Genomic DNA, 25879 nt, shown 5'->3' on the forward strand with positions numbered 1-25879 from the left:
GGCGGGCCGCTCCTGAGGCGAAACTGAATGGGTCATTGCGAATGCACGGACCTGGTTCAGTGTTGGCCTAAGTCCGCATCGCTAAACTGGACTCCATCATCTTTCTCCGCTGTCGCCCTTGGCACCACAGGCAGCCACGACAACCCAGCATGAACGAGGCGAACGAGCAGTCATTGAACAAACATGCCGCAGGCTATTGGCGTTTCATGCGTGAGTTCGTCCGCAACCCGCGCCAGATTGGCGCCATCTGCCCCAGTTCCCCATTCCTGGCGAGGCGCATGGCAAGTCTGGTCCCCGGCGGAGATGGCGTGGTCGTCGAGCTTGGCCCCGGCGGTGGAGCCGTCACAGCCGCTTTGCTGAACCACGGTGTCTCTGCCCAGGACTTGGTCCTTGTCGAGCGCTCGGCGGCACTGTCGGCCCATCTCGCCAAGCGCTTCCCAGGTGTGCATCTCATTCAAGGCGATGCCATGCACCTGAGTCGCTTCAAGGTTTTGAGCCAGCCGGTGCGCGCTGTCGTCTCCAGTTTGCCGCTGCGCAGCCTGCCCAGGCCGGTGGTGAGGCAGATCCTGGATCAAGTTGCGCTCATTTCAGGGCCCGGCACGGTGTTCATCCAGTTCAGCTATGCCCTGCGCGGCAGCTACCAGAACATGGCCCATGGCTTCGAGCGCGATCAAGCGCACCTCGTCTGGCGTAACTTGCCACCTGCGCGCATCGAGGCCTTTCGCTTCCAGCCGCGCAATTTCCAGTAGATTGGAAATCGGCCGGGTGGCCTTCAACCTTGGCAGACCTAAAAACAGGTCTGCCGGCGGGGTTCAGGACACCCACATGGTGATGGTGACCACCGCCAGCAGCAACATCCACAACAGCACGGAACGCCACACCAGCCCAACCACACTGCGCAGGTGCGCAGGCGTCGGTATGTCGCCTGGCATCTGGGCTTGCTGTCCGGGAGGCTGGGCTTCGGGATCGATGGCGCTGGCCCAAGCCTGTTCGCCCGGTTCCGGCATCGAACTGAGGGCGGTTGCACCGAGACGGATGCCAACCGCGCCCGCTGCCGAAGCCAACATGGCTCCGGTATTGCTGTCGGGCCACAGGCGGGCGTAGTTGCGCCACCGATCCACGGCCTCCTCGAAATTGCCCACCACGGCGTAGCCGGCTGCTGTCAGACGCGCTGGCAGCCAGTCGAGCACATGGAAAGCCTGATCGGCAAAATCGCGCAGCCAGGGGCTGGCATCGGAGCCGGTGGCGTTCCACTTGCCTGCCGTGTACTCCGCCATGCGGTAGAGCACGGCACCGGCTGGTCCCAGGGGCAGCAGGAACCAGAAGAACACGCCGAGCACGTAGCGCTGCGCCGCCACGAGCGCATGTTCGATGGTCTGCTGCGTGACGTCGTCGGCCGACATCTCCACGGTGTCGAGGGCCTTCCACTGCTTCAGGATGGCGCGTGCTCCGGCCACGTCGCCATGGCTGAGGGCATCGGAAATATCGGTGAAGTAATGGCTGAACTGGCGAAAGCCGAGGGTGAAATACAGCACCACCACATTCCAGGCGAAGGCCAGCAGGATGTTCACGCGCAGCGCCGCCCAGTAGATGAGCAAGGACACCAGCGCCGGCAGCAGCACGGCGATGAACCAGGCGGCAAGCCCATGCCGGCGCTCGCCAGCATCGAAATTGCGTGCCGCGAAGTCGGCAAGCGATTTGCGAGCGCCGTAGACAACACTCAGGCGCCCGAGGGGTTTGATTTGCTCCAGCAGCAGAGCGAGCAAGACGGAGAAAAAGGCCATGCCGCGATGCTAAGCGATGAGCAGGCGGTAGAGGTTGCGAATCATCGCCGCGGTGGCGCCCCAGATGAAATAACGCCGCCCGTCGGTGCTGGTCCAGGGCATGGCATAAAAGCTGCGGCGCGCAGCGTTGGGGAGCGTCGGCAGGGCGCCGAGTCCGGTTTGAGCGTCCCAGGTCCGCAACTCATGGTGGGCAGGGTTCATCAGGAATGCCAGCGGCACCTCGAACACTTCAGCCACCTCGCTGGCCTGGGCGCGAAGCGGTGCCTGCGGGTCGACCATGCCGACCACGGGTGTGACGGCATAGCCGGTGATGGTGGTATAGACCGGCATGGACCCCAGTGGCTCGACCCATGCCGCCTGCAGTCCGATTTCTTCCTCAGCCTCACGCAGAGCCGTATGCAGAGCGCTGGCATCCCCCGCGTCGCGGCTCCCGCCCGGAAAGCTGATCTGCCCCGGGTGGACATGCAGGTTGGCGGTGCGGCGGGTGAGCAGGAGCTGCATGCCCTGTGGCCGTGCAATCAGTGGAATCAGGACCGACGCGTCACGTAGCGTGGTGTGCTGGCCGATCTGCACATCCTCGAACACTTCGGGTCGCCAGGACGGAGTCCGGGCGAAGCGCGAGCGCAGCCAGCCGGCCTGCAAATGGGCAGGGTCGACCGCGGGCATGCCAGGCTCGGGTGTGCTCAGGGGAACCTGTTCCGGATCGAACGGTGGACGTGATGGCGGTGGGGCGGTCATGGGATGGGCCAAAGCAAACAGCCGGCAAGCGCCGGCTGTTTGCTGATGATGGCAACGTTGTGCGTCGCGTCGCGATCGGTTCTGCTTGCACAGACGGACGGCTCAAGCCAGCTTTTCCTTGATGCGCGCCGACTTGCCGGTGCGGCCGCGCAGGTAGTACAGCTTGGCACGGCGCACGTCGCCGCGGCGCTTGACCTCGATGCCTGCAATCATCGGCGAGTAGAGCTGGAAAGTCCGCTCGACGCCTTCGCCGGATGAAATCTTGCGCACGATGAAGTTGGAATTCAAGCCGCGGTTGCGCTTGGAGATGACCACGCCTTCGTAGGCCTGGGCACGTTTGCGCGTGCCTTCGACCACGTTGACGCTGACGATCACCGTGTCGCCGGGGGCGAAATCAGGAATGGCCTTGCCTTGGGTCAGGCGCTGGATTTCTTCCTGTTCGAGTTGCTGAATCAGATGACTGCTCATGGGGGCTCCAAGGATCTTGCGGCCGCTTTGGAAGGGGTGCAAAGCCAATGGTCGAGATCGGCTTTTGCTGTTGTGCGGGCAGCAGAGGATCGAAAAACTTTGCATTTTAGACCAAATTCGAGAGCGCCTCTTCATCGCGCTTGCTCAGGCGGCCTTGCTGGCGCAAGGCGAGGATCAGTTCAGGCCTGCGCGTTTGCGTGAGCGCCAGCATGCGGTCGCGGCGCCAGCGGGCGATGCGGGCATGATCGCCCGAGAGCAAGGCTTCGGGCACGGACAGGCCGGCGTGCTCGGGTGGGCGCGTGTAGTGGGGGCAGTCGAGCAGGCCGTCGGAGAAGCTGTCCTGGGTGGCCGATTCGGCGCAGCCCAGCACGCCGGGCAGCAGCCGGGCCACGGCATCGAGCAGCGCCATGGCCGCAATTTCCCCGCCCGACAGGACGTAGTCGCCCAGGCTGATTTCAACGCCCACGTTTCGGTCGATGAAGCGCTGGTCGATGCCTTCATAGCGCCCGCAAACCAGCACGGCGCCAGCGGAGGCAGCCCATTGCGTGACATGCTGCTGGGTGAGTGCGGCGCCCGTGGGAGAAAACAACACGACCGGCGCCGGGGCCGAGCCGGTTGCCTGGCGCGCCGCCTGGGCCGCAGCCAGCGCCTGCTCCAGCGGCTCGGCCAGCATCACCATGCCTGGGCCACCGCCATAGGGGCGATCGTCCACGGTGCGGTGGGCACCGGTGGCGTAGTCGCGTGGGTTCCAGGTCTGCAATTGCATCACGCCGGAATCGAAAGCCCGGCGGCAGATGCCTTGCGTGCGCAGCGGTTCGAAATAGCTGTCGAACAGGGTCAGAACATCGAAGCGTGGCATGGCCTGCGGCTCCGGGCGCGTTCAGTCGTACTCGGGCAGCCAGTCGGCCACGATGCGCCGCGCAGCGATATCGACTTCAACGATATAGGCATCGACGAAAGGAATCAGCCTTTCGTGCTGCTGGCCGCCCGTTGCGGTGTGCAGTTGCAGCACGGCCTGGGCGCCGCTGTCGAGCAGACCGCTGACCATTCCGAGCTGCAGGCCCTCGCGGTTGAGCACGGTGCAGCCGATGAGGTCGACCCAGTAATACTCATCCTTGCGTGCCGGCGGAAAGTCTTCGCGGCGGGCATGGATGGTCCAGCCGCGAAAGGACTCCGCCTGCGTGCGCGTGGTCGTGCCGTCGAGCAAGGCCACCACGGATTGTGTGTGACGCCGCGCCAGGCGCACGGCGTACTGTGCCCGTTGCAAGGGGCGTCCCTGTGGCGAGTGCATCCACCAGTGAGATGCCTTCAGCAGGGCCGCGGGCTCGTTCGACTCGGGCGCGATTTTCAGCCAACCCTGCGTGCCCCATGCATCCAGCACATGGCCGACCTGGATCAGGCCCTCAGGCCAGTCAGTGTGGCCTTCTGGTCTGTCAGCCGACAGCGGTTTTGAGTCTGTGGAGGCGGGTTTGGACATGGCGCAAAGCAAAACACCGCAAGCAGTCAGTTTGCGGTGTCAGATGATGGCAGCATTGGGCAACAAAGGCCCCAGGCAATGCAGCGCGGCCCGAGTCTGCTCCGGGCCCACTGCAGCAAATCAGGCTGCGGCTTGAACCGGAGCTTGTTTGGACTGCTTGACCAAACGCTCGACGGTGGGCGAGAGCTGTGCACCCACGCCAGCCCAGTAGTTCAGGCGTTCGATTTCGATGCGCAGGGGCTGCTCAAGGCCGCGGGCGACGGGGTTGTAGAAGCCCAGGCGCTCAAGGTAACGGCCGTCACGGCGGTTGCGCGAGTCGGTAGCCACGATGTGATAGAACGGGCGCCCTTTGGCACCAGCGCGTGAAAGACGAATGACGACCATTGCTTGAATTCCTAAGGTATATCTGGGTGGTGGACTAATGCACGAATTTGATGGGCCGCTGCACCCTGTATCTGGCAATCGCGTTGTGTTGCACACCGCAAGATTGACCAAAATACGCATGGCTGGCGTCGGGCGGGAAGCCTGATGCAGTCCGGCAGATCCCTGGCAAAAAACGAACTCGGCAAGCCCAGTAAACTCGCCATTATATCGAACTGAGAGGGCTGGACACAGCCACCGCCATGGACTTATTGAAGACGGCCTTGATTCGCCCGGCAACAGAGGCTGATGTTGCTGCCATCACCCATATTTATCGTCATCATGTCTCGCACGGAACCGGAACCTTCGAGATTCAGCCGCCGGACACGGCGGAGATGCAGCAGCGCCTGCAACGGGTGACACAGCGCGGCCTGCCATGGCTGGTGGCGGAGCGCGATGGGGAGGTGGCTGGTTTTGCCTACGCCAACTGGTTTCGCGAGCGTGAAGCCTACCGCTGGACGCTGGAAGATTCGGTGTATGTCGATGCGCAGCAACGTGGCCAGGGTTTGGGTTCGGCCTTGCTGCAACAGTTGCTGCAGGCTTGCGAAGCGCAAGGCGCGCGCCAGTTGCTTGCCGTGATTGGCGACTCGGCCAACGAGGGTTCCATCGCCCTGCACCTGCGCTACGGCTTCACCCATGGTGGCGTGATGCCCGCCGTTGGCTGGAAGTTCGGTCGATGGCTGGACGTGGTGTTGATGCAAAAAGCGCTCGGTCCCGGCGCAAGCGCGCCACCGACGCGTGGTGTCTGAATACGCCGCCTTCCTGCTGACTGACGAAACGCATCCGAAACCGAACACCATGCCCAAGACTTTCAAGTCCAAAACGCTCGCGGCGGCCCTGGCCTTGGTGTTCGGTGTCGTCGGCGCCCACCGTTTTTATCTCCAGGGCTGGCGTGATGTGCTCGGCTGGCTGCACCTGCCCTTGTTCGCGGTCGGAGTCTGGGGTGCGACACGCTTCATCGATTTTGGCGAGAACGACGCCATCGCCGAGATTGCGCTTCCTCTGCTGGGTCTGATCGTCGGGTTGGCACTGTTCCAGGCGTTGCTGATCGGGCTGACCCCGGACGCGCGCTGGGATGCGAAGTGGAACGTTGGCACGGGGCGGCATTCCAGCAGCGGCTGGGGCGCCGTGCTGGTGGCGGTGTTTGCCTTGCTGATCGGTACGGCGGCGTTGATGGGTGGCCTGGCTTTTGGCCTGCAACATTACTTCCAGCCGGGCTGAAGTCGATTCGCCGGCATGGGTGTCAGGGTGCCGGCACGCTCCAGCGTTTGCCCGGCAGCCTGCAGGCGTTGCGCCGCGTGTTGCACGGGCTCGCCGTCGGGCAAGATCCAGTCGGGCCAGACTTCCGCCAGTGGCGCCAGCACGAAGGCGCGTTGATGCATGCGCGGGTGGGGCAATGTGAGCGCCGCGTCTTGGAGCGTTTGCTCGCCGAACAGCAGCAGGTCGAGGTCCAGGGTGCGCGGAGCGTTGTGCTGGCCCGCAGGGCGCAGACGGCCGTGGCGACGTTCAATGCACTGGAGTCGCCGCAGCAATTGCCCGGGTGTCAGCGCGCAGCGCAGCACCGCAACCGCGTTCCAGTAATCCGGGCCTTTAGCGTCCACCGGAGCGCTGCGATACAGGCTGGAGTTCTGCAGCAACTGGCAGCCGGCAAGGTCTTGCAACTCGCCGAGTGCCGTGGCCAGCGTCGCAGCGCCATCGCCGAGATTGGCGCCCAGGCCGATGAGGGCCATGTCGGGCGCGAGGATCGGCGCCAAGCTGGACGCGGCCGACATTGGGGATCAGCCGGCCGAATCGGGTCCGCTGCCCACCGCCGGCTTTTTGCGCCGCCTGCGCTTGCGTTGGGCGGGTTCGGTGCTGGCTCGGCCGGCTTGCTCGATGAGTTCGGCGCGCTCGGCCTCGTCGGCCTGCTGAAAGCGTTCCCACCAGTTGGCCAGCTCGGGTTCGGCACCGCCGGTTTGCGCGCGCAACAATAAAAAGTCATAGGCGGCGCGAAAGCGGGGATGATCCAGGGCGCTGTTGGCGTAGCGCGGCGTACGGCGCGCGAGGCGTGGCTGGAGCGACCAGATTTCGCGCATGTCCACCGCAATGCGGCGCTGGATGGCGAGGCGTTCGGCCTGGGCGGCGATGATTTCATCGGCCGCGGTGTCGAGCGCGGCGATGGCTGGCAGCCCCTCGGCCTGCAACTCGGCCCAGCGGTTGTTGACCTGCGGCCACAGCAGGCAGGCGAACAGGAAGCTGGGGCTTGCGGTCTTGCCCTCGCCGATGCGGGCGTCGGTATCGCGCAGTGCGGCCAACACAAACGCTTCGCCGTGGGGCTGGTTGAGCGCCAGTTCAATGAGCGGCAGCAGACCCTGATGCAGGCCGAGTGCGCGGAGTTGTTCGAGCGAAGCCAGGGCGTGCCCGGTTTGCAGCAGCTTGATGGTTTCGTCGAACAAGCGTGCCGAGGGCACGTTGCGCAGCAATTCGGCCTGCTCCGCGATGGGCGCGCGCGTGGCCGGATCGATGGCGAAGCCGAGCTTGGCGGCGAAGCGCGCCACGCGCAGCAGCCGCACCGGGTCTTCGCGATAGCGCGTGGCGGGGTCGCCAATCATGCGCAGGGTGCGGGCCTTGAGGTCGCGCAGGCCATGATGGTAGTCGACGACGATGTCGCGTGTGGGGTCGTAATACAGGGCGTTGACGGTGAAGTCGCGGCGCGCAGCGTCCTGGTCCTGCGGGCCCCAGACGTTGTCGCGCAGCACGCGGCCGCTGGCGTCCACCGCGTGCTGCCTGCCGGCGAGATCGCGGGCGTTGCGCTCGTCGCCTTCCACCGTGGCGCTGGCCTGCGTGTCCAGCGTGGCGCGGAAGGTGGAGACCTCGATGATCTCGCGCCCGAACATCACATGCACGATGCGAAAGCGCCGGCCGATGAGAAAGGCGCGGCGAAATAGCGGCTTGACCTGCTCGGGCGTGGCGTTGGTGGCGACGTCGAAATCCTTGGGCTTGAGGCCCAGCAGCAGGTCGCGCACCGCGCCGCCGACGATATAGGCCTCGAACCCGGCCTGTTGCAGGGTGCGTACGACGGTGACCGCCGAATTCGGCAGCCGTGTGGCGTCAATCTCGTGTTGTGGTCGTGCGATTTCAAGTCGCCGGCCCTCGGCCTTGGCCGTTGCGGATTTTTTGCCGAGCAGACGGGTGATGAGTTTGCGGATCATGGAAACAGTTCGAGGACGGGCCAGCCACGCGTTTGGGCGAGTTCGGCAAGCAGGGGGTCGGGGTGCACCACCACGGGGTGGCTCACGTGGTCGAGCAGGGGCTGGTCGTTGATGGAGTCGGAATAGAACCAGGTCTGGCCAAAACTCTGCCAGTCCAGGCCCTGGGACGCCAGCCACTGCGCCGTGCGCGTGACCTTGCCTTCGCGAAACGAGGGAACTCCGCACCAGGCGCCGGTGTAGCCGCCTTGCGGGTTGCGCTCGGTTTGGACCGCGATGAGGTGCGGCACGCCGAAGGCAGCGGCAATGGGTTGGGTGACGAAGTCGTTGGTGGCGGTGACGATGCAGCACAGGTCGCCGGCCTGCTGGTGCTTGCGCACGAGATCGAGCGCTTGCGGGCGGAGTTGCGGCAGCACGATTTGCTGCATGAACTGCTCATGCGCCTGCATCAACGCTGCCGGCGAGCGGCCGACGAGTGGGCCGAGCGAGAAGCGCAGATAGGCGTCGAGATCCAGTGTCCCGGCGCGGTATTGGCCGTAGAAGCGGTCGTTGGCCGAACGGTATTGCTCGCCGTCGGTCCAGCCGAGGCTGACACAGAACTCGCCCCAGGCATGGTCCGAGTCGAATGGGAGGAGGGTGTTGTCCAGGTCGAACAGCGCCAAATTGCGGTTGGGCATGCGGTGTCGCTCAGGGCTTGGGATGGAGGTCGGGGTCGGCCTGGGCCAGCATGGACTTGAGCAGGGGAATGCTGGTGGGCCGGGCATGCTGCAAGGCATAAGCGTCGAGCCGTGAGACAAGGCCGACCAGCGAAGCCATGTCGCGTGCATGGTGGCTCAGAATATAGCGGCTGAGGTCTTCGCGCAGGTCGAAGCCGCGCGCTGCCGCCATGCGTTGCAGCACGCGCTGCTTGCCGTCATCGTCCAGCGGCGCCAGCCCCAGAGCCAGACCCCAGGCCAGGCGAGTGCGTACATCGGCGCGCAGTTCGAGTTGCGCCGGAGGGGCATTGCCGGCAGCAAGAAAAGCAACGTTGAACTGGCGTGCGGCGTTGAAAAGGCCGAACAACAGGTCCTGCTGCCAAGCCGCGCAGGCCTGCACATCGTCCACCGCGAGCAGGGCACCGGCGCCGAAGCGCGTGAAGGCGTCAAGCGCGGGCCAGTGGGATGGCGGGCTCTGCGGCGTGAGATGCAGCGCCCACCTTCCTGCTTGCTGCACCGAGCGGCAGGCGGCGCGCAACAGATGGCTTTTACCGCTTGCCGGCGGTCCCCAGAGATACAGCGCACCGCCCTCGCGGCTGGCCAGTAGTTTGCTCAGGGCTTCGAAGGCCAAGCCGTTTTCGCCGAGCTCGAAGCCCTCCAATGTGGGAGCGTCATCCCATTGCAGGGCCAGCAGGAGTTGCCGGCTCGCGCTGTGTTCCAGACCCATGCTCATCCGCGCAGAAACAAGGTGCTTTCCCGGTACCAGGCAAGGGCATGGCGCACGACGACCTGCAGCAATGCCCCGGCGGGCAAGGCGAGCAGCACGCCGACGAAACCAAACAGATGTCCGAACGCCAGCAACAGGAACAGCACCAGGAGCGGGTGCAGGCCGATTTGCCCTCCGAGCAGCCTGGGCGTGATGACCATGCTTTCCGCCAGTTGACCGATACCGAACACCACGGCTACGGCCCAGATGGCGTAGAAGCTCTGGAATTGCAAGGCGCCTGCAAGCAAGGCGAGCAGCAGTCCCAGGCCGAAGCCGACATAGGGCACGAACACGGCAAGGCCGGTGAACACGCCAATCGGCAAGGCGAGTTGAAACCCGGCGAGCGCCAAGGCAATGGCGTAGTAGGCCGCCAGAAGCAGCATGACGGAAACCTGCCCGCGCACATAACGGCCAAGGATGGTGTCGCACTCGCCCAGAAAGGCTTGCAGCGCGTCGCGTCGATGCAGGGGAACCAGGCTGTAGCTGCGCTGCATCAGACTGCGCCAGTCGAGCAGAAAATAAAACGTCAGCACCGGGATGAGGATGAGATTGCCCAAGACGATGAGCAGCGTGCTGCCGCCGGTTCTTGCCGTACTCAGAATTTGCGAGGCCCAGCGCTCTGGATCGCCTGACAGGGATTGGGTCAGCAGGTGCTTGTAGCTGGTCAGGTCGAAGGTGGTTTGGAGCCCCAGGCGCGCGGCCTGCGCGCTCAGCCAGCTGTTCATGGCGGCGAGCAGTGAGGGCACTTGTTGTTGCAGTTGGGGCAGGGTGCTGGTGAGCACAGACACGATCAGACTGCCAATGCCGACCAGCACCACGCTCAGCAGGACGATGGCCAACGCCGCACCGACTGGCCTGGGAATGCGCCAGCGCCACAGCCTTTCGACCGCGGGATGCAACCCATAGGCCAGTGTCATAGCCACCAGGAAGGGCATGAGCACGGGCCCGAGCAGCGAAGCCAGCCAGAGGGCGCCGAGAATGAACGCTGCCCAGATCAAACGAACTTTGTTGGTTTCGGAGAGTTGCACTGAGGAATGGTGTCTTGGAGGCGAAGGAAGGGACGGGTCGTGCGTCGATGGCCTTGTCGGGCTGGCTTACGACTTGAGCTTGGGGCTTGCGTGCATGTGCGCAGACCGGCCATATTGGCCTCCCACCTAGAATGCACTCCTCATTTTATGTGCAGAGCCGGCGCCAGCCCGAGTCTGCAAACGCCAACCCGAACCATGCCAAAAACCAGCCTGACTTACCGTGATGCCGGGGTCGATATCGACGCCGGAGACGCCCTGGTGGACGCCATCAAACCGCTGGCCGCACGCACCATGCGTGAAGGCGTGCTGGCTGGCATCGGCGGTTTCGGCGCCTTGTTCGAGGTGCCCAAGCGCTACCGCGAACCGGTGCTGGTTTCAGGCACCGATGGCGTCGGTACCAAATTGCGCCTGGCTTTCGAGTGGAACCGGCACGACACGGTGGGCATCGACCTCGTTGCCATGAGCGTGAACGACGTGCTGGTGCAAGGCGCCGAGCCGCTGTTTTTCCTCGACTACTTCGCCTGCGGCAAGCTGGAAGTGGGCGTGGCCGCGCAAGTGGTGGGCGGTATCGCCCAGGGTTGCGAGCAGGCTGGCTGCGCCTTGATCGGCGGCGAAACGGCCGAGATGCCTGGCATGTATCCCGCGGGTGAATACGATCTCGCCGGTTTTTGCGTGGGCGCAGCGGAGAAGAGCAGGCTGATTTCCGGGCGGAACGTGCAGGCCGGCGACGTGGTGCTCGGCCTGGCTTCCAGCGGTGTCCATTCCAACGGTTATTCACTGGTGCGCAAGGTGATTGAACGCGCTGCCGGGCGGCTGCCGCAACATCTCGACGGGCACCCGTTCCGCGACGCGGTGATGATGCCCACGCGCATCTACTGCAAACCCGTGCTGGCGCTCTTGCAAGCGGTTGATGTCAAAGCCATGGCCCATATCACCGGCGGTGGTTTGGTGGAGAACATTCCGCGCGTGCTGCCCGAAGGCCTGCAATGCGCGCTGGAACGCAAGGCCTGGCGCCAGCCGGAAGTGTTCGACTGGCTGCAGCAAGAAGGCGGCATTCCCGAGGCCGAGATGCTGCGCACCTTCAACTGCGGCATCGGCTATGTGCTGATGGTGGCGCCGGCTGATGCCGGCGCGGCGATGCAGCATCTGCAAGCAGCGGGTGAGGCCTGCACGCGCATCGGCGTCATTCAGCAGGGCGCCGATGGTGCTGCCGCAGTCGTCATGGCCTGATTCGGCGCCGCCGTTCGTTACCTACAGGGCGCTCATCGTCCCCAACGGGACAAGCGCCACCCTTCTATTCGTGGTGCAGGAATTGGCGGGGCCGTAGCCCGAGAAGCGCCAAAGCCGCGAAGTAAGACAGGGCTGCGGCTGCCAACAAGCCGAAAGCCGTTCCCAGGCGGATCAGGTGTGCAGCGCTTCCGCTCCAGTCGACCCAGGCGAAGTGGCTCGCACCCCACAACAGAATCAGCGCCAGCGGCAATTGCGCCAGAACGACCTTGGTCGCGAACAAGCCCCAGCCCGGTTCGGGTGTGTAGCTGCCGCGCTTGCGCAGGCCGCGAAACAGCAGGGCAGCATTGAGCAGGGCGCCGCAGGATATGGCCAAAGCCAGGCCGGCATGGGCCAGCCAGGGCACGAACACGACGTTCAAGGCCTGCGTGCCGAGGAGCACGATGATGCCCAGCTTCACGGGCGTGCGAACGTCGCGCTTGGCGTAAAAACCGGGGGCGAGAATCTTCACGCCGACAAAGCCGAGCAGGCCCAGGCCGTAGGCGCGCAAGGCGGTGGTGGTCTGGTCCACGTCGAAACCGTTGAAGTGGCCGTAATTGAACAGCAGTGCGATCAGCGGCTTGGCGAACACGGCGAGCGCCACGGCGCTGGGCAGCGCCAGCATCAGCGTCAGGCGCAGGCCCCAGTCGAGCAATTTGCTGTAGCGCTCGGAGTCATCCGCCGCGTGCGCGCGCGACAGGCTGGGCAGCAGCACCGAACCCAGCGCCACGCCGAGCAAGGCGGTGGGAAATTCCATCAGCCTGTCGGCGTAAGACAGCCAGGACACGCTGCCGGGCTGCAGGTGCGAGGCGATCTGGGTGTTGATGACCAGGGACACTTGCGCCACCGACACCGCCAGACTGGCCGGGAGCATGAGCTTGACCATGCGCTTGACGCCGGGCGAGCGCCACGCAGCGAGGAAATTCATGTGGATGCGCGGCACCACGGCATAACGCTTGAGCGCGGGCCATTGCAGCGCCAGTTGCAGCACGCCACCCACCATGACACCGACCGCCAGCGCGTAGATGGGTGGATGCATCACCCGGTGCAGCAGGATGGCCGCAGCGATGACCGACAGATTCAGCAGCGCCGGGGTGAGCGACGAGATGGTGAAGTGTTTCCAGGTGTTGAGGATGCCGGCCGACAGCGCCACCAGCGAGATCAGCCCGGCATAGGGAAACATCAGGCGCGTCATCCACACCGCAGCGTCGAAGGCTTGTGGATGCAGGCCCGAGGCCGTGAGCAACACGAGCGCCGGGGCGACGAGCACGCCCAGCAAACTGACCGCGGCCAGGATCCAGGCCAAGGCCGTGGCAACGTCGTCGATCAGCTTGCGGTTGGCCTCCGGACCGTCTTGCGCGCGCGACTGAGCCAGGATGGGAATGAAGGCCTGCGAGAACGCGCCCTCGGCAAACAGGCGGCGCAGCAGATTGGGCAGACGAAAGGCGACGATGAAGGCGTCGGTCCAGGCGCTGGCGCCGAAATAACGCGCCACCAGAACTTCGCGCAGCAGGCCGGTGATGCGGGAGACGAGCGTGAGAAGCGAGACGGTGTAGGCGGCCTTGAGGAGGTTCACCGGCGCGATTATAGGCAGGGGGTTCGGCCTGTTTTGAGAAAGCTGCGAGCCTGGCTATAATGACGGGTTTCCCAAACGAATTTCGAGGACTTTCTCCATGGCGACATCCGCGCAAGCGAAAAAGAAAAGCGCCCGCACGCCCTCCGGGCGCAAGCGCGCGCGTCAAGACATCAAGCTCAACGCCGCCAATTCGGCCATGCGTTCGCGCTTTCGCACGGCGGTCAAGTCGGTGCGCAAGGCCATTGCAGCCGGTGACAAAACCAAGGCCGTCGAGGCCTTCAAGGCGGCAGTGCCGGTGCTGGACTCCATCGCTCGCAAAGGCCTGTTCCACCCGAACAAGGCAGCGCGTGACAAGAGCCGCTTGAACGCGGCACTCAAGAGCATGGCAGCCTAAAGCGCCGAATCCGGCCCGCGGCTTGCGGGCCAGGCCGATGCAAAAAAGCCCGCTGGCTTCGGCCGTGCGGGCTTTTGTTTGGGCGCTGGCCCAGGAATGAACAATGAAAACCCCATGGCGTATGCGGTGGCTGGACGGTTTGTATCTCTCGGACAGGGTCCGGCAAACGGCGTTGGCCGTTCGGGTGAGTCCTCCCATGGGCCTGCCTATAATTAAATTCAGGCCTGCGCTTGCGATGGAAACGCAATTTGCGGGCTGTTGTTTTTTTGCTCCAGGAGAAGCGCATGCCCGGCCATCTGATGAACACCTATGCACGTTTGCCCCTGGCCTTGACCCATGGTCAGGGTGCTTGGCTGTGGGACCGTGACGGCCGGCGCTATCTGGACGGCTTGAGCGGCATCGCCGTCAACACCGTGGGGCATGCCCATCCCCGTCTGGTCGCGGCATTGAGCGATCAGATCGGCAAGCTGATCCATACGTCGAATTTGTACGAAATTCCCTTGCAGGACCAACTGGCCGATCGCCTCTGCGCCATTTCAGGCGCCGATCGGGCGTTTTTCTGCAACTCGGGCCTGGAGGCGAACGAAGCTGCCATCAAGCTGGCGCGGTTGTGGGGACACAAGCATGAGATGGATCGGCCTGAAATCATCGTTTTTGAGCGCGCTTTCCATGGCCGTTCGCTGGCGACGCTTTCGGCAACCGGCAATCCCAAGGTGCAAAAGGGTTTTGAGCCCCTGGTCGAGGGTTTCGTGCGCGTTGCGCTGAACGATGAAGCGGCAATTCGCGAGGTGGCTGCAAGCCATCCCCAAGTGAGCGCCGTCTTCATCGAGGCCATTCAAGGCGAGGGCGGTATCAACCCGGCGCAGGCGGATTACCTGTGTTTTCTGCGCCGCATTTGCGACGAGCGTGGCTGGTTGCTGATGATCGACGAGGTGCAATGCGGCACCGGTCGCACCGGCAAGTGGTTCGCCCACCAGTGGGCCGGGGTGCGGCCCGATGTCATCGCGCTGGCCAAGGGGCTGGCCTCGGGCGTGCCCATCGGCGCCTTGCTGGCCTACGGCGAAGCCGCGACGACCTTCGGCCCCGGCCAGCATGGCACGACGTTCGGTGGCAATCCCCTGGCGTGCCGTGCGGCCCTGGAAACCCTGTCCATCATCGAGGACGAGGGCCTGATGGACAACGCCCAGCGCATCGGTCGCTGGATGCAGGAACAGTTTCGCAGGCAGCTCGGCGGTTTTCCCGGCCTGGTCGCGGTGCGCGGCGCGGGACTGATGATCGGCGTCGAACTCGACCGCCCCTGCGGTGTGTTGGTGAAGCAGGCGTTGCAGGAGGGTCTGCTCATCAACGTCACGCAAGACAGTGTGATTCGCTTGTTGCCGCCGCTGATCCTGCGTCAGGAGGAGGCGGAACAACTGCTCGCCATTCTGGTGCCGCTGATTCAGCGCTTCTTGGCCGCCGATCAGGCCGCAGCCTGATCGCCACGTGCCAAACGTGCTTTCACAGGCCCCCACCATGCCGTCCAGTCACAGCCCGCGTCACTATCTGCAGTTCAGCGATCTCACCGCCGACGAGTATGCGTATGTGTTTGCGCGTACCGCGCTGATCAAGGCCAAGTTCAAACGCTACGAAATCCACCAGCCGCTGGTGGACCGTACGCTGGCGATGATTTTCGAGAAGCATTCCACCCGCACGCGCTTGAGTTTCGAAGCGGGCATGCACCAGCTCGGCGGCGCGGCCATCTATATCAACACCCGCGATAGCCAGCTCGGGCGCGGCGAACCCATCGAGGACGCGGCGCAGGTGTTTTCGCGCATGGTCGATCTGGTGATGATCCGCACCTATGGGCAGGACATCGTCGAGCGCTTCGCCGCGCACTCGCGCGTGCCCGTCATCAACGGCCTGACCAACGAATTCCACCCTTGCCAGATTCTGGCCGACGTGTTCACCTTCATCGAGTACCGCGGCAGCATCCAGGGCAAAACCGTGGCCTGGGTGGGTGATGCCAACAATATGCTCTACAGCTGGCTGCAGGCTGCGGCCATCCTGGGCTTCAAAGTGCATTTCGCCGGTCCCCCAGGCTATGGCGTCGACCTGAACCGCGCCGACTACCCCGTCAGTGCCGCAGAACAGGCGCAGCTGCGCTGCTTCGCCGACCCGGCCGAGGCTTGCGCCGGGGCGCATCTCGTCACCACCGACGTCTGGACCAGCATGGGCTACGAAGCCGAGAATGCCGCGCGCCTGAAGGCCTTCCAGGGCTTCATGGTGAGCGAGGCCATGATGCGTCGTGCCGACCCTCAGGCCCTGTTCATGCACTGCCTGCCGGCGCACCGCGGCGAAGAGGTCGAGGCCGGCGTCATCGACGGGCCGCAGAGCGTGGTGTGGGACGAGGCCGAGAACCGCCTGCATGCGCAAAAGGCGCTGATGGAGTTTCTGCTGCTGGGCCGGCTCGACGGCTGACGTTCAGCGCCGCCCTAAGCCAAACTTAAGCCCGTCATCGCATCATCGTCAAAACTCACCAAGGGTTGTCCAGGATGGCTGTGAGCTGGTCCTGCAGCCCATCTTCGAGGTGGAACATGACACGAAACATCACCACCCTTTCCGTGCAAAACCCGTCCGCGGGCCAGGCCGATGCGCACCCTCTGGGCGCGGCCCGGCGGTCAGACTGGCGTGCCGACCATCCGCTGCACCACACCGGCCCGCATCACCCGACCCAGGCACGCCTGCTCGGGGCGGTGCGCATCTTGTTCGGCCTGTTCTTTCTCGTCAATCTGCTGCTGCATTTCAACCCGGCTTATGCCGCGCAATTCATTCCCGACATGCTGCACGCTGCGCAAGCCACGGGCCAACCGGCATGGCTTGGGCAATGGGCTGCTCAGGTGCTCGCGGTGTTCCAGTTCGTCGGTCCGGGCCGGGCTTTGGCCTTGATGTTCGGCATCGAGACCTTGCTCACGCTGGGCCTGCTGACTGGCCTTGGTTTCCCCGCCCTGGGATGGCTGGGACTGGTGTACGAGCTCTTTCTGTGGAGCACCATCGGCGGCCTGGGTGGGCCCTATGTTTCGGGCGCGACCGATCCGGGTACGGCGATTGTTTATGCGCTGGGTTTCGTCGTCATTCTGCTCACCCGCGCCTGGCAAGGGGCGAGCTGGTGGCAGGGCGAAGCCAGGGCGCCTTCGCGCGAGGCCTTGCGCCTGGCCTTTCTGCTGTTCGGCGCGCTCTGGGCCTTTGATGCGTGGTGGAAATGGCAGCCCGGCTTTCTGGGACAGATTGCGAGCTTTTTCAGCGCGGCCCAGGCCGGGCAGCCTAGCTGGATCGTGAGCTGGATTGCGTTGTTCATCCTCCTCATGCAGGCCATCGGGCCTTTCGTGTTTGCCGTGCTGGCGGCACTGACGGAGAGCGCCGTGGCGATCAGCGTCTTGTTTGCCCACTGGCTGCCGCTCAAATGGCTGCGCATCGCGCTGGTCTTGGGCCTGGTTTATTCGCTGGTGTTGTGGACCACGGCCGAGGGTTTCGGCGGGCCGTACGGACCGGGCTTTACCGGCAACAAGGGCGATGTGCTGGGGACCACCAGCGTCTACGCCATCATCTTTCTATTCCTGCTGGCGGCTTTGTGGCGGCCGCGCCGGCCCGTCGCATGAGAAAACGCAGGGCCGCTCCCAAGTTTTCTCGGGAGGCTCGGCGCAGAGCATGCGCCGAGGCCATTCGCATGGCGCGCAACAGGCGCAGGCCTATTCGCTGGTCCATGCTCATCCACTGCGGGTGGACCTGACGCGCAGGCGTCAGGTCTGGGGCTCTCACAACGGGCGCTGCGCCCCGCAGTTCCAGCACTGGCTGAAGGCGCCGATGTGGCGTTCGCCGCATTGCGCACACACCCAGGCGGGGCTGTGCTGCGGCCGCTCCAACGCATCCAGCAGCGCGAGTGCGGCCGGCGCGTGCGCGGCGTCCATCACCCAGACGGCGGGCAGGGCTTGGTCCGGTGGAATTTCACCGGCGATGCTGGAGAGATAGCGCGAGAACACTTGGGCCGGGTAGCCGGCGGCGTTGAGCGCATCGGCCCACATGGTGGCGATCACCAGGTTCGGCGCCACACGCAGGCGTTTCATGGCATCACACCTTCACGCTGGACTCGCCCAGCAATTCCTGCAGCACCCGCAGATACAGCGCGTAGCGAGACGGTGACAGTTGCCCGCTGTCCACCGCAGAGCGCACCGCGCAACCGGGCTCCTGGCGATGGGTGCAATTGTTGAAACGGCAGTCGCCGTTGAGCCTGGCTATTTCAGGCAGAGCGTGTTGCAACTGCGACACCGACAATTGATTCAGGCCGAAGGCCTGGAAGCCGGGCGAATCGAGCAGGGCGCTGTGGGGCTGGAGGCCGTGCAGTGGGTACAGCCGTGTGGCCGTGGTGGTGTGGCGTCCGGCGTTGAGCGCAGCGGAAATGGTCTGGGTCTGCGCCCGCAAGCCCGGCACCAGGGCGTTGGCCAGGGTGGATTTGCCGACGCCCGATGCACCGATGAGCATGCCGGTGCGCCCATCCAACCAGGAGCGCAAGGTTTGCGCGGCCTGCTCGGGGGCCTGTTTGGCCGAGAGTTCGATGAGGGGATAACCGGCGGCCTGCAGCGGCTGAAGCTGTTCGCGCAACCGCGCGGCGCTGGGCAGTTCGCATTTGTTGAGCACCAAAGCACTCGGAATGCCCTCGGCTTGAGCCGCGATGAGCGCGCGCCCCACCAGTTCGAGGTTGGGCGTGGGCTCCGAAGCCGTGACCACCAGCACCAGGTCGAGATTGGCGGCGAACATCTTGCTGCGCCAGGCGTCTTGCCGCCACAGGGCATTGCGGCGCGGCAGGATGGATTCGATCACCGCGGGGTCTTGCCCCAGGCGCAACAGCACCTGGTCGCCGCACACCGCTTCGCTGCGTTTGCCGCGCGCCACGCAGGGCAGTGCGGCTTGTTCGCCGGCGTCGGCCAGATAGCTGCGGCCGAACGCCGCGACGATGCGTGCGGGCTGCAGGGCCGGGCCTGACATGCGCTCGCGTGGCCCGGAGTCAGACAAAAGGCCGCTGCGCGTACAGCGCATCCGCCTTGGCCGCGCAGATGAAGTCGTTGCGTGAAATGCCGCCGACCGAATGGGTGTTGAAGGCGACGACGCAGCGGTTGTAATGCACGCTCAGGTCGGGGTGATGGTCTTCCCGATGCACGATCCAGGCCAGCGCGTTGACGAAGGCGATGGTGTCGAAATAGTCGCGGAAGGCGTAGCTGCGCTGAATCGAGCCATCTTTGTGCCGCCACTCAGGCAGGACGCCGAGCTGTTTCAGCACCTCGGCTGCGGCGAGGGGGCGGCCCTCGAGCGCCTGGCAATGGTCCTGCAGCAATTGGTCAAGCGTCATCATGGCAAGGCTCCGTCAGGCTCATGCGGCGTGACCGGCCTGCGGCAGGCCGTCATTCGACCGCGGCCTTGTTGCGCCCGGCGTGGACAACGCTGCAAGCGCCCCCATGCGCGCCAGGCGCTGCAGCGCGGGTGGGTGGCTGTAGTAGAAGCGCACGTAGAGCGGGTCGGGTGTGAGGGTGGAGGCGTTGTCCTGATACATGCGTATCAGGGCTGCGCCCAGCTGGCGCGCGTCGCTGTGCTCGGCGGCGTAGGCATCGGCTTCGAATTCGTGCTTGCGCGACCAGCTTGCACCCAGCGGCGTGAAAAACACGCCGAACACCGGCAGGGCCAGCATGAACAGAATGAGTGCCACCGCGGCATTGCCACCGAGCAAGTTGGGCGTATAGCCCAGGCCGGTGTAGAACCACACCTTGCTGGCCAGCCAGCCGAGCAAGGCGAATCCGGCGAGACTCAGCAGCAGCGTGGTGAACAGGCGCTGCTGGATGTGGCGGCGCTTGTAGTGGCCCACCTCATGCGCCAGCACGGCCTCGATCTGCGCCGCATCGAGCTGCTTGAGCAGGGTGTCGAACAGCACCACGCGGCGTGCGGCGCCCAGACCGGTGAAATAGGCGTTGGCGTGGGCGCTGCGGCGCGAGCCGTCCATCACATACAGGCCTTGCAGGGCGAAGTCGCAGCGTTGCATCAGCGCCTGCGCGCGGCCCTTCACTTCACCCTCGGCCAAGGGCTCGAAGCGGTTGAACAGCGGGGCGATGAACATGGGGAACACCACCATCATCGCCAGACTGAACGCAGCGAACGCGGTCCAGGCCCACAGCCACCACAGCGGGCTGGCCTGCATCAGCCACAGCACCAGGGCGGCCAGCGGCAGCATGAGCACGGCCGAGACCAGCAGGTTCTTCAGCATGTCGCCCAGGAACAGCGCCGGGGTGTTGCGGTTGAAGCCGAAACGGGCTTCGAGCCGGAAGGTCTGCCACAAGTCCCAGGGCAGGTCGATCACGGCGGCAATGAGGGCGAATTCAATCAGCAGCAGCAGTTGCGCGCCCAGGTGGGTGCCGAAGTGGGCGGTATTGAAATCAGCCAGCCACTGCAGGCCGCCGAGCAGGGTCCAGCCCAGCAGCAGGGCGGCGGAGAACAGGGTGTGCCACATGCCGAAACGGGCACGCGCCACCGTGTAATCGGCGGCCTTCTGGTGCGTGGGCAGCTCGATGACTGCAGCAAAAGCTTCGGGCACTTGGGCGCGATGTGCCTGCACATGGCGAATCTGCCGCGTGGCCAGCCAGAGCTTCAGGCCCGTGCCCAGGACCAGTGCGCTGGCGAACAGTGCAGACCACAGCAGCGGGATGTCTTGAGGGCTCATGCGAAAATCCTGGAAGCGTTCACGGTGGCAGGCCCGGTCCGGGTTGCGCTTGAAGGCCGTGCAAGCTGCATTATTTCACTGTGCTTGCGGCGCTGTGCCCTGCTCCGGCAAGACCCTGCCCGGGGCGTTCCCCACCTTTCCCAAAATCCCAACCGTCCGCCCGCATGAGCCTCGCCAACGCATCCACCGTCCTCGCCCCGCATGAGTCCAACCTGTTGTGGGTGGATATGGAAATGACCGGGCTCAACCCCGACACCGATCGCATCATCGAAGTGGCCGTCGTCGTCACCGATGCGCAAGTGCGCGTGCGGGCGGAAGGCCCGGTGCTGGTGGTGCACCAGAGCGCCGAGGTGATGGACGGCATGGACGCCTGGAACAAGGGCACGCACGGCCGCTCCGGCCTGATCGCCAAGGTGGCGGCCAGCACGCTGAACGAGGCGCAGGCCGAGCAGGAGCTGCTGGACTTCATCGCCCGTTATGTGCCGGCCGGCAAGAGCCCGATGTGCGGCAACTCCATCTGCCAGGACCGGCGTTTCATGGCGCGTGGCATGCCGCGGCTGGAGGCCTATTTCCATTACCGCAACCTGGACGTGAGCACCTTGAAGGAGCTGGCCAAGCGCTGGCGCCCGGAGGTGAGCGCGGCGTTCAAGAAGCGCCAGGAGCACACGGCGCTGGCCGACATCCACGAGTCCATCGACGAACTGCTGCATTACCGCGAGCATTTTCTGCTGGCGCCTCTGCCGCAGGAGACCCCGCATGCCGCAGCCTGAGCGCCGCCGCACCCGTCCCGCCCGGCGACCCGCTTGGTCATAACCTGCCGCGCGCTCAGCCGCGCAGGTCGGGAAAGTCGTCTTCCCAATACTCGCCGGCGCGCCGGTCGCCGTTCTTGATGCTGCCCTGTTCCAGGGTGCGCAACTCGACCCGGCGAATCTTGCCCGAGATGGTTTTGGGCAGTTCGTAAAACTCGATGCGCCGTATCCGCTTGTAGGCGGCCAGATGCTCGCGGGCATAGCGCAGCACGTCGAGCGCCAGCTCGCGGCTGGGCTCGAAGCCGGTGCGGCAGGCGATGAAGGCCTTGGGCACGGCGAGACGTACCGGGTCGGGGCTGGGGACGACGGCGGCCTCGGCCACTGCCGGGTGGGCGATGAGCACGCTTTCCAGCTCGAAGGGGCTGATGCGGTAGTCGGAGGCTTTGAACACGTCGTCGATGCGGCCGACGAAGGTGAAGCTGCCGTCGGCGTTGCGCTGCGCCACGTCACCCGTGTGGTAGTAGCCGTGGTGCATGGCTTGCGCGGTTTTCTCGGCGTCGCCGGCGTAGCCTGCCATCAGCCCCACCGGGCGCGGGTCGAGTGCGACGCAGACTTCGCCTTCGTCGGCAGGGCGACCGTCGGGGTCCAGCAGTTCGAGGCGCCAGCCAGGCAGCGGACGGCCCATCGCGCCGGGTTGCAGCGGCTGGCCAGGAGCGTTGCCGACCATGCAGCAGGTTTCGGTTTGCCCATAGCCGTCGCGGATGGTGATGCCCCAGGCGGCTTGCACCCGGGCAATGATTTCGGGGTTGAGCGGCTCGCCCGCGCCCACCAGCTCGCGGAATTTCACCGCGTAGCGCTTGAGATCCTGCTGGATGAACAGGCGCCAGACCGTGGGCGGAGCGCACAGGGTGGTGACGCCGCAGCGCGCAGCGGCGTCCAGCGCGGCGTCGGCGTTGAAGCGGGCCTGGTTGAAGACGAAGATGCAGGCTGCGGCGTTCCACGGCGCGAAAAAGCAGCTCCACGCATGCTTGGCCCAGCCGGGTGAGCTGATGTTCCAGTGCACATCACCGGGCTGCAGGCCGATCCAGTACATGGTGGACAGGTGGCCGATGGGGTAGCTGATGTGGCTGTGCTGCACCAGCTTGGGCCGCGAGGTGGTGCCCGAGGTGAAATAGAGCAGCAGCGGGTCGGCGGCGGTGGTGGCTCCGTCCGGGGCGAAGTCGGCGGGTGCTTCGCTCGCGTCTTGCAGGCGGATCCACGATGCATGCGCGCCGGTGCAAAAACGCCCGCGCACGGTTTGCATCGCCGTGGCAGGCAGGGCGTCGAACTTGGCGGCGTCAGGCGCGGTGGTCAGCACGTGGGCAATGCCGGCGCGGGCGATGCGGTCGGCCAGATCGTCGGCGGTGAGCAGGGTGGTGGCCGGAATCATCACCGCGCCGAGCTTGATGCAAGCCAGCATCGCATCCCACAGCTCCACGCAGTTGGGCAGCATGAGCATGACGCGGTCGCCACGGCTCACGCCGTGGGCGCGCAGGACATGTGCCATGCGCTGGCTGCGCAGATGCATGGTGTCGAAGCTGTAGCGCGCCTCGGCGCCGTCTTCTTCGACGATCCACAGGGCCGTCTGCGCATTGCCGCGCGCCATCGGGTCGAAGTAGTCCAGCGCCCAGTTGAACTGCACTGGCTGTGGCCAATGGAATGCGGACTGCGCTTTGGAGTGGTCGCTACGCAGGCGCAGCAAGGTGTCGCGCGCGTCGAGAAAAGCCTTTGCGGCTGTGTGCATGTCGGTCTCCGTCGTTGTTATGGCTGCAACCCCAGCCTGCCGAGGGAGACTGACATGAAACTGAACCGCAGGTCAAGCGCCTTCGTTTTCCAGGTAGCGCTGGGCGTCGAGCGCGGCCATGCAGCCGGTGCCGGCGCTGGTGATGGCTTGGCGATACACATGGTCCTGCACATCGCCCGCGGCGAACACGCCGGGCACGCTGGTGGCGGTGGCCATGCCGTTCAAGCCGCCCTGGGTGATGATGTAGCCGTTCTCCATCGTCAGCTTGCCCTGGAAGATTTCGGTGTTGGGCTGGTGGCCGATGGCGATGAAGCAGCCGCTGAGCGCGAGCTCGGTCTTGGCGCCGGTCTTGCTGTCGCGAATGCGCACGCCGGTCACGCCGCTGGCGTCGCCCAGCACCGCATCGAGTTCACTCCACAATTTGAGTTCGGCCTTGCCTTCCTTCACCCGTTCCATCAGCCGGTCGATCAGGATGGGTTCGGCGCGGAACTTGTCGCGGCGGTGAATGACCGTGACCTTGCTGGCGATGCCCGTCAGGTACAGCGCCTCTTCCACCGCGGTGTTGCCGCCGCCCACCACGCACACCGGCTGGTCGCGGTAGAAAAAACCGTCGCAGGTGGCGCAGCCCGACACCCCTTTGCCCATGAAAGCTTGTTCACTGTCCAGCCCCAGGTACTTGGCCGAAGCGCCGGTGGCGATGATGAGGGCGTCGCAGGTGTAGCTGCCGCTGTCGCCGGTGAGGGTGTAGGGCTTGGCGCTGAAATCCACCGTGTGGATGTGGTCGAAGACGATTTCGGTGTCGAAACGCTTGGCATGGGCTTCGAAGCGCGCCATCAGATCCGGGCCTTGGACGCCGTCGACGTCGGCCGGCCAGTTGTCCACCTCGGTGGTGGTCATCAGCTGCCCGCCCTGGGCCATGCCGGTGATGAGCATGGGCTTGAGGTTGGCACGCGCCGCATAGACCGCGGCTGAATAGCCGGCGGGACCGGAACCGAGAATGAGGACTTTGGCGTGCTGATTGCTCATGATGGGCCTGTGAAGTGGGAGGGTGCCATGCTCGCGTGGGTATGCCCGCGGCGGCACCAGGACAGCCCATCATTTTAGGGTTCACCCGGATTTTCTGCCCGACGGTTGCTTGCTCCTCTTTGGACATGGCCCGAGTTCTTGCCCGGGCGGTGAAAGCCCTGGCGCAAGGGCTGTGGCCGGTTCGGTCCCGGCAGGGTCTGGGTTAGCATCCAATCATCTCCAGGAGTGAAGATGGCAGCGATTTCTAATATCGATCTGGTGCGGCGCGTACCCATGTTCTCGGTACTGACCGAGGCGCAGGCATGGACGCTGTCGCAGTCCATCGTCAAGAAGCGCTACAAACGTGGCGAATGCCTGGTTGAGCAGGGCGGGCGCTCGAACGCACTGTTCATCATCCTCGCCGGCCGGGCGCGGGTGTTGAGCGTCGACTCCAAGGGGCGGGAAGTGATTCTTGCGGTGCTGCATCCCGGCGACCACGTCGGTGAAATGAGCCTGATCGACGGCGAGCCGCATTCCGCCACGGTCAGCGCCGAGGTGCAGACCGACGTGCTCATGCTGGGCCGTGTGGCCTTCCTGCAGAGCCTGCCGGAAAACACCAGCATGTCGTTTTCCATCATGCGTGGTCTGGTGCACCGCCTGCGCCGCGCGGACAGCAAGATCGAGTCGCTGGCGCTGATGGATGTCTACGGACGCGTGGCGCGTGCGTTAATGGAAATGGGCGAGGAAGAGGGTGCCGAGCGCATCATCCGCACCAAGCTGTCGCGCCAGGATCTGGCAAAGATGGTGGGCGCCTCGCGCGAGATGGTCAGCCGCGTCATGAAAGACTTCGAGCAGCAGGGGCTGGTGGTCGAACGCGAGGACGGCACCACCATCGTGCGCGACCATATCGCATCCTTGCTCTGAGCGCGCCCAACCGTGCGCAAGCGGCCTGCCTCCGGAGGTCAGCACAACTCGGGAACGGTCCTTTATTTTCTTGTGAGCTATTTTGATCAAAATTTTGAGTTGGTTCACATTTCCAAGGGCAGGCGCCGCCCATCCAGGCCAGCCCGGCACACGTAAAAGTCGGCTGCTGGCTGAAATCCGCCTGGTGGCTGGCGCCATCGCCTGGCTGCTGCTGCTGCTGGCCATGTTCAGCTACCACCGCAACGACCCGTCCTGGTCCACTTCGGGCGCGGCCGCCGCCCAGGGCACGGCCAATCTGGTCGGCGCGGCTGGAGCCTGGACGGCTGACATCCTCTATTTCCTGCTGGGTTTTTCGGCGCTCTGGCTGCTGCCCATGGGCCTGCTGGCCTTGCTGCGCGCCTGGCGCCGTGCCCACGCACAGGTGCAAGCCGCACCGCGCGGCTGGCTGGCCAAGGTGGGTTCGGTGGCCGCGCTGGGGCTGCTGCCGCTGTCCAGCGCGGCGCTCGAGGCCACGCGGCTCTATGGCCTCAAGGTTTATCTGCCGGCTGCCGCAGGCGGCGTGGTGGGCAACTGGCTGGGCGGTCTGGCGCAGCAGTTGCTGGGTTTCACCGGCAGCGCCATCGTGCTGTTGGCGGTGTTCCTGCTGTCGCTGTCGTGGTACGCGCAGATGAGCTGGGCCGATGCTGCCGAGCGCGTGGGCGCCCGCATCGAACAGGTCTGGGTGCGCTGGCACGAGCGCCGTGCCCAGGCGCAGGATCGGCATGCCGGCGCCCAGGCCTTGCAGGAGCGCGAGGCCGATATGGTGAGCGAGCAGGCGCGTGAGGCCGAGGAGGTGTTCGCGCCGGTGTACATCGAGCCGCCGCTGGCGCAGGTGCCACA

Annotated in this window: 29 protein-coding genes; 11 read left to right on the top strand and 18 right to left on the bottom strand. The window is 65.1% G+C overall.

The window, feature by feature from the left end; genetic code table 11:
• The first annotated feature begins 149 nt into the window (after nucleotides 1–149).
• On the top strand, nucleotides 150–749 hold the full coding sequence (locus ACYCUK_RS06465; RefSeq protein WP_461593988.1) for a class I SAM-dependent methyltransferase: 600 nt from the start codon (nucleotides 150–152) through the stop codon (nucleotides 747–749).
• Between the two features lie 63 nt (nucleotides 750–812).
• Here ACYCUK_RS06465 and ACYCUK_RS06470 read toward each other — a convergent pair whose 3' ends face one another.
• The 6 genes from ACYCUK_RS06470 to rpsP all read right to left on the bottom strand — a co-directional run bounded on the left by ACYCUK_RS06470 (nucleotide 813) and on the right by rpsP (nucleotide 4851).
• Nucleotides 813–1784: a CobD/CbiB family protein gene (locus ACYCUK_RS06470; protein WP_461593989.1), complete on the bottom strand. Its 972-nt coding sequence runs from the start codon at nucleotides 1782–1784 to the stop codon at nucleotides 813–815.
• A 9-nt stretch (nucleotides 1785–1793) separates the two neighbouring features.
• The gene (locus tag ACYCUK_RS06475) at nucleotides 1794–2522 is read right to left on the bottom strand and encodes an NUDIX hydrolase (RefSeq protein WP_461593990.1); all 729 of its coding nucleotides are present in this window, start codon (nucleotides 2520–2522) and stop codon (nucleotides 1794–1796) included.
• Nucleotides 2523–2624: 102 nt separating this feature from the next.
• Nucleotides 2625–2990: a 50S ribosomal protein L19 gene (gene rplS, locus ACYCUK_RS06480; protein WP_112485626.1), complete on the bottom strand. Its 366-nt coding sequence runs from the start codon at nucleotides 2988–2990 to the stop codon at nucleotides 2625–2627.
• A gap of 106 nt (nucleotides 2991–3096) precedes the next feature.
• On the bottom strand, nucleotides 3097–3849 hold the full coding sequence (gene trmD / locus ACYCUK_RS06485) for a tRNA (guanosine(37)-N1)-methyltransferase TrmD (RefSeq protein ID WP_461593991.1): 753 nt from the start codon (nucleotides 3847–3849) through the stop codon (nucleotides 3097–3099).
• Between the two features lie 21 nt (nucleotides 3850–3870).
• Entirely contained in the window at nucleotides 3871–4467 is a 597-nt protein-coding gene (gene rimM / locus ACYCUK_RS06490; protein WP_461593992.1) for a ribosome maturation factor RimM, read from the bottom strand.
• A 120-nt stretch (nucleotides 4468–4587) separates the two neighbouring features.
• On the bottom strand, nucleotides 4588–4851 hold the full coding sequence (gene rpsP / locus ACYCUK_RS06495; protein ID WP_112485629.1) for a 30S ribosomal protein S16: 264 nt from the start codon (nucleotides 4849–4851) through the stop codon (nucleotides 4588–4590).
• A 239-nt stretch (nucleotides 4852–5090) separates the two neighbouring features.
• Between rpsP and ACYCUK_RS06500 the strand changes: the two genes are divergently transcribed.
• Both ACYCUK_RS06500 and ACYCUK_RS06505 read left to right on the top strand, forming a co-directional pair.
• The gene (locus ACYCUK_RS06500) at nucleotides 5091–5636 is read left to right on the top strand and encodes a GNAT family N-acetyltransferase (protein WP_461593993.1); all 546 of its coding nucleotides are present in this window, start codon (nucleotides 5091–5093) and stop codon (nucleotides 5634–5636) included.
• The gene (locus ACYCUK_RS06505) at nucleotides 5629–6108 is read left to right on the top strand and encodes an NINE protein (protein WP_461593994.1); all 480 of its coding nucleotides are present in this window, start codon (nucleotides 5629–5631) and stop codon (nucleotides 6106–6108) included. Before ACYCUK_RS06500 ends, ACYCUK_RS06505 begins: the two co-directional genes overlap by 8 nt.
• On the opposite strand, the gene folK is transcribed toward ACYCUK_RS06505, so the two are convergent.
• The 5 genes from folK to ACYCUK_RS06530 are packed head-to-tail and all read right to left on the bottom strand — an operon-like array spanning nucleotide 6090 to nucleotide 10564.
• A complete protein-coding gene (gene folK, locus ACYCUK_RS06510) occupies nucleotides 6090–6659 on the bottom strand; it encodes a 2-amino-4-hydroxy-6-hydroxymethyldihydropteridine diphosphokinase (RefSeq protein WP_461593995.1) in 570 nt (189 codons plus the stop codon). The two genes, ACYCUK_RS06505 and folK, sit on opposite strands and share 19 nt — an antisense overlap.
• Before the next feature lie 6 nt (nucleotides 6660–6665).
• A complete protein-coding gene (gene pcnB / locus ACYCUK_RS06515) occupies nucleotides 6666–8078 on the bottom strand; it encodes a polynucleotide adenylyltransferase PcnB (protein ID WP_461593996.1) in 1413 nt (470 codons plus the stop codon).
• On the bottom strand, nucleotides 8075–8752 hold the full coding sequence (locus ACYCUK_RS06520; RefSeq protein WP_461593997.1) for a histidinol-phosphatase: 678 nt from the start codon (nucleotides 8750–8752) through the stop codon (nucleotides 8075–8077). The genes pcnB and ACYCUK_RS06520 overlap by 4 nt, the downstream gene beginning before the upstream one ends.
• A gap of 10 nt (nucleotides 8753–8762) precedes the next feature.
• Complete coding sequence (hda, locus tag ACYCUK_RS06525; protein WP_461593998.1) at nucleotides 8763–9497, bottom strand: DnaA regulatory inactivator Hda; 735 nt, start codon at nucleotides 9495–9497, stop codon at nucleotides 8763–8765.
• A 2-nt stretch (nucleotides 9498–9499) separates the two neighbouring features.
• Nucleotides 9500–10564, bottom strand: coding sequence for an AI-2E family transporter (locus ACYCUK_RS06530; protein ID WP_461593999.1), 1065 nt, complete (start codon nucleotides 10562–10564; stop codon nucleotides 9500–9502).
• 195 nt (nucleotides 10565–10759) lie between these two features.
• Between ACYCUK_RS06530 and purM the strand changes: the two genes are divergently transcribed.
• On the top strand, nucleotides 10760–11794 hold the full coding sequence (purM, locus tag ACYCUK_RS06535; protein ID WP_461594000.1) for a phosphoribosylformylglycinamidine cyclo-ligase: 1035 nt from the start codon (nucleotides 10760–10762) through the stop codon (nucleotides 11792–11794).
• 64 nt (nucleotides 11795–11858) lie between these two features.
• Here the strand turns inward: purM and murJ are convergent, their stop codons facing one another.
• Entirely contained in the window at nucleotides 11859–13406 is a 1548-nt protein-coding gene (gene murJ, locus ACYCUK_RS06540; RefSeq protein ID WP_461594001.1) for a murein biosynthesis integral membrane protein MurJ, read from the bottom strand.
• Nucleotides 13407–13503: 97 nt separating this feature from the next.
• Between murJ and rpsT the strand changes: the two genes are divergently transcribed.
• From rpsT to ACYCUK_RS06560, 4 genes are all read left to right on the top strand, one after another.
• Entirely contained in the window at nucleotides 13504–13800 is a 297-nt protein-coding gene (rpsT, locus tag ACYCUK_RS06545) for a 30S ribosomal protein S20 (RefSeq protein ID WP_112485637.1), read from the top strand.
• Between the two features lie 284 nt (nucleotides 13801–14084).
• Entirely contained in the window at nucleotides 14085–15275 is a 1191-nt protein-coding gene (locus ACYCUK_RS06550) for an acetylornithine/succinylornithine family transaminase (RefSeq protein WP_461594002.1), read from the top strand.
• A gap of 37 nt (nucleotides 15276–15312) precedes the next feature.
• The gene (gene argF / locus ACYCUK_RS06555) at nucleotides 15313–16257 is read left to right on the top strand and encodes an ornithine carbamoyltransferase (protein WP_461594003.1); all 945 of its coding nucleotides are present in this window, start codon (nucleotides 15313–15315) and stop codon (nucleotides 16255–16257) included.
• Nucleotides 16258–16373: 116 nt separating this feature from the next.
• Entirely contained in the window at nucleotides 16374–17435 is a 1062-nt protein-coding gene (locus ACYCUK_RS06560) for a hypothetical protein (RefSeq protein ID WP_461594004.1), read from the top strand.
• Nucleotides 17436–17591: 156 nt separating this feature from the next.
• Here the strand turns inward: ACYCUK_RS06560 and ACYCUK_RS06565 are convergent, their stop codons facing one another.
• Genes ACYCUK_RS06565 through ACYCUK_RS06580 form a run of 4 tightly spaced genes read right to left on the bottom strand, consistent with a single transcriptional unit; the run spans nucleotide 17592 to nucleotide 20539 of the window.
• A complete protein-coding gene (locus tag ACYCUK_RS06565; protein WP_461594005.1) occupies nucleotides 17592–17900 on the bottom strand; it encodes a DUF2007 domain-containing protein in 309 nt (102 codons plus the stop codon).
• 4 nt (nucleotides 17901–17904) lie between these two features.
• Entirely contained in the window at nucleotides 17905–18819 is a 915-nt protein-coding gene (rsgA, locus tag ACYCUK_RS06570) for a ribosome small subunit-dependent GTPase A (protein WP_461594006.1), read from the bottom strand.
• Between the two features lie 19 nt (nucleotides 18820–18838).
• On the bottom strand, nucleotides 18839–19183 hold the full coding sequence (locus ACYCUK_RS06575; RefSeq protein WP_461594007.1) for a 4a-hydroxytetrahydrobiopterin dehydratase: 345 nt from the start codon (nucleotides 19181–19183) through the stop codon (nucleotides 18839–18841).
• An 18-nt stretch (nucleotides 19184–19201) separates the two neighbouring features.
• On the bottom strand, nucleotides 19202–20539 hold the full coding sequence (locus ACYCUK_RS06580; RefSeq protein WP_461594008.1) for a M48 family metallopeptidase: 1338 nt from the start codon (nucleotides 20537–20539) through the stop codon (nucleotides 19202–19204).
• Between the two features lie 164 nt (nucleotides 20540–20703).
• On the opposite strand from ACYCUK_RS06580, the gene orn reads away from it, so the two are divergent.
• A complete protein-coding gene (orn, locus tag ACYCUK_RS06585; protein WP_461594009.1) occupies nucleotides 20704–21309 on the top strand; it encodes an oligoribonuclease in 606 nt (201 codons plus the stop codon).
• 55 nt (nucleotides 21310–21364) lie between these two features.
• Here orn and ACYCUK_RS06590 read toward each other — a convergent pair whose 3' ends face one another.
• The gene (locus ACYCUK_RS06590) at nucleotides 21365–23071 is read right to left on the bottom strand and encodes an AMP-binding protein (RefSeq protein WP_461594010.1); all 1707 of its coding nucleotides are present in this window, start codon (nucleotides 23069–23071) and stop codon (nucleotides 21365–21367) included.
• A gap of 72 nt (nucleotides 23072–23143) precedes the next feature.
• Entirely contained in the window at nucleotides 23144–24100 is a 957-nt protein-coding gene (gene trxB, locus ACYCUK_RS06595) for a thioredoxin-disulfide reductase (protein ID WP_461594016.1), read from the bottom strand.
• Nucleotides 24101–24328: 228 nt separating this feature from the next.
• On the opposite strand from trxB, the gene ACYCUK_RS06600 reads away from it, so the two are divergent.
• Nucleotides 24329–25000: a Crp/Fnr family transcriptional regulator gene (locus ACYCUK_RS06600; RefSeq protein WP_112485648.1), complete on the top strand. Its 672-nt coding sequence runs from the start codon at nucleotides 24329–24331 to the stop codon at nucleotides 24998–25000.
• 184 nt (nucleotides 25001–25184) lie between these two features.
• Nucleotides 25185–25879: DNA translocase FtsK 4TM domain-containing protein (locus ACYCUK_RS06605; RefSeq protein WP_461594011.1), on the top strand; the 695-nt coding region annotated here is incomplete at its 3' end.

The sequence above is a fragment of the Thiomonas sp. genome (assembly GCF_054608695.1).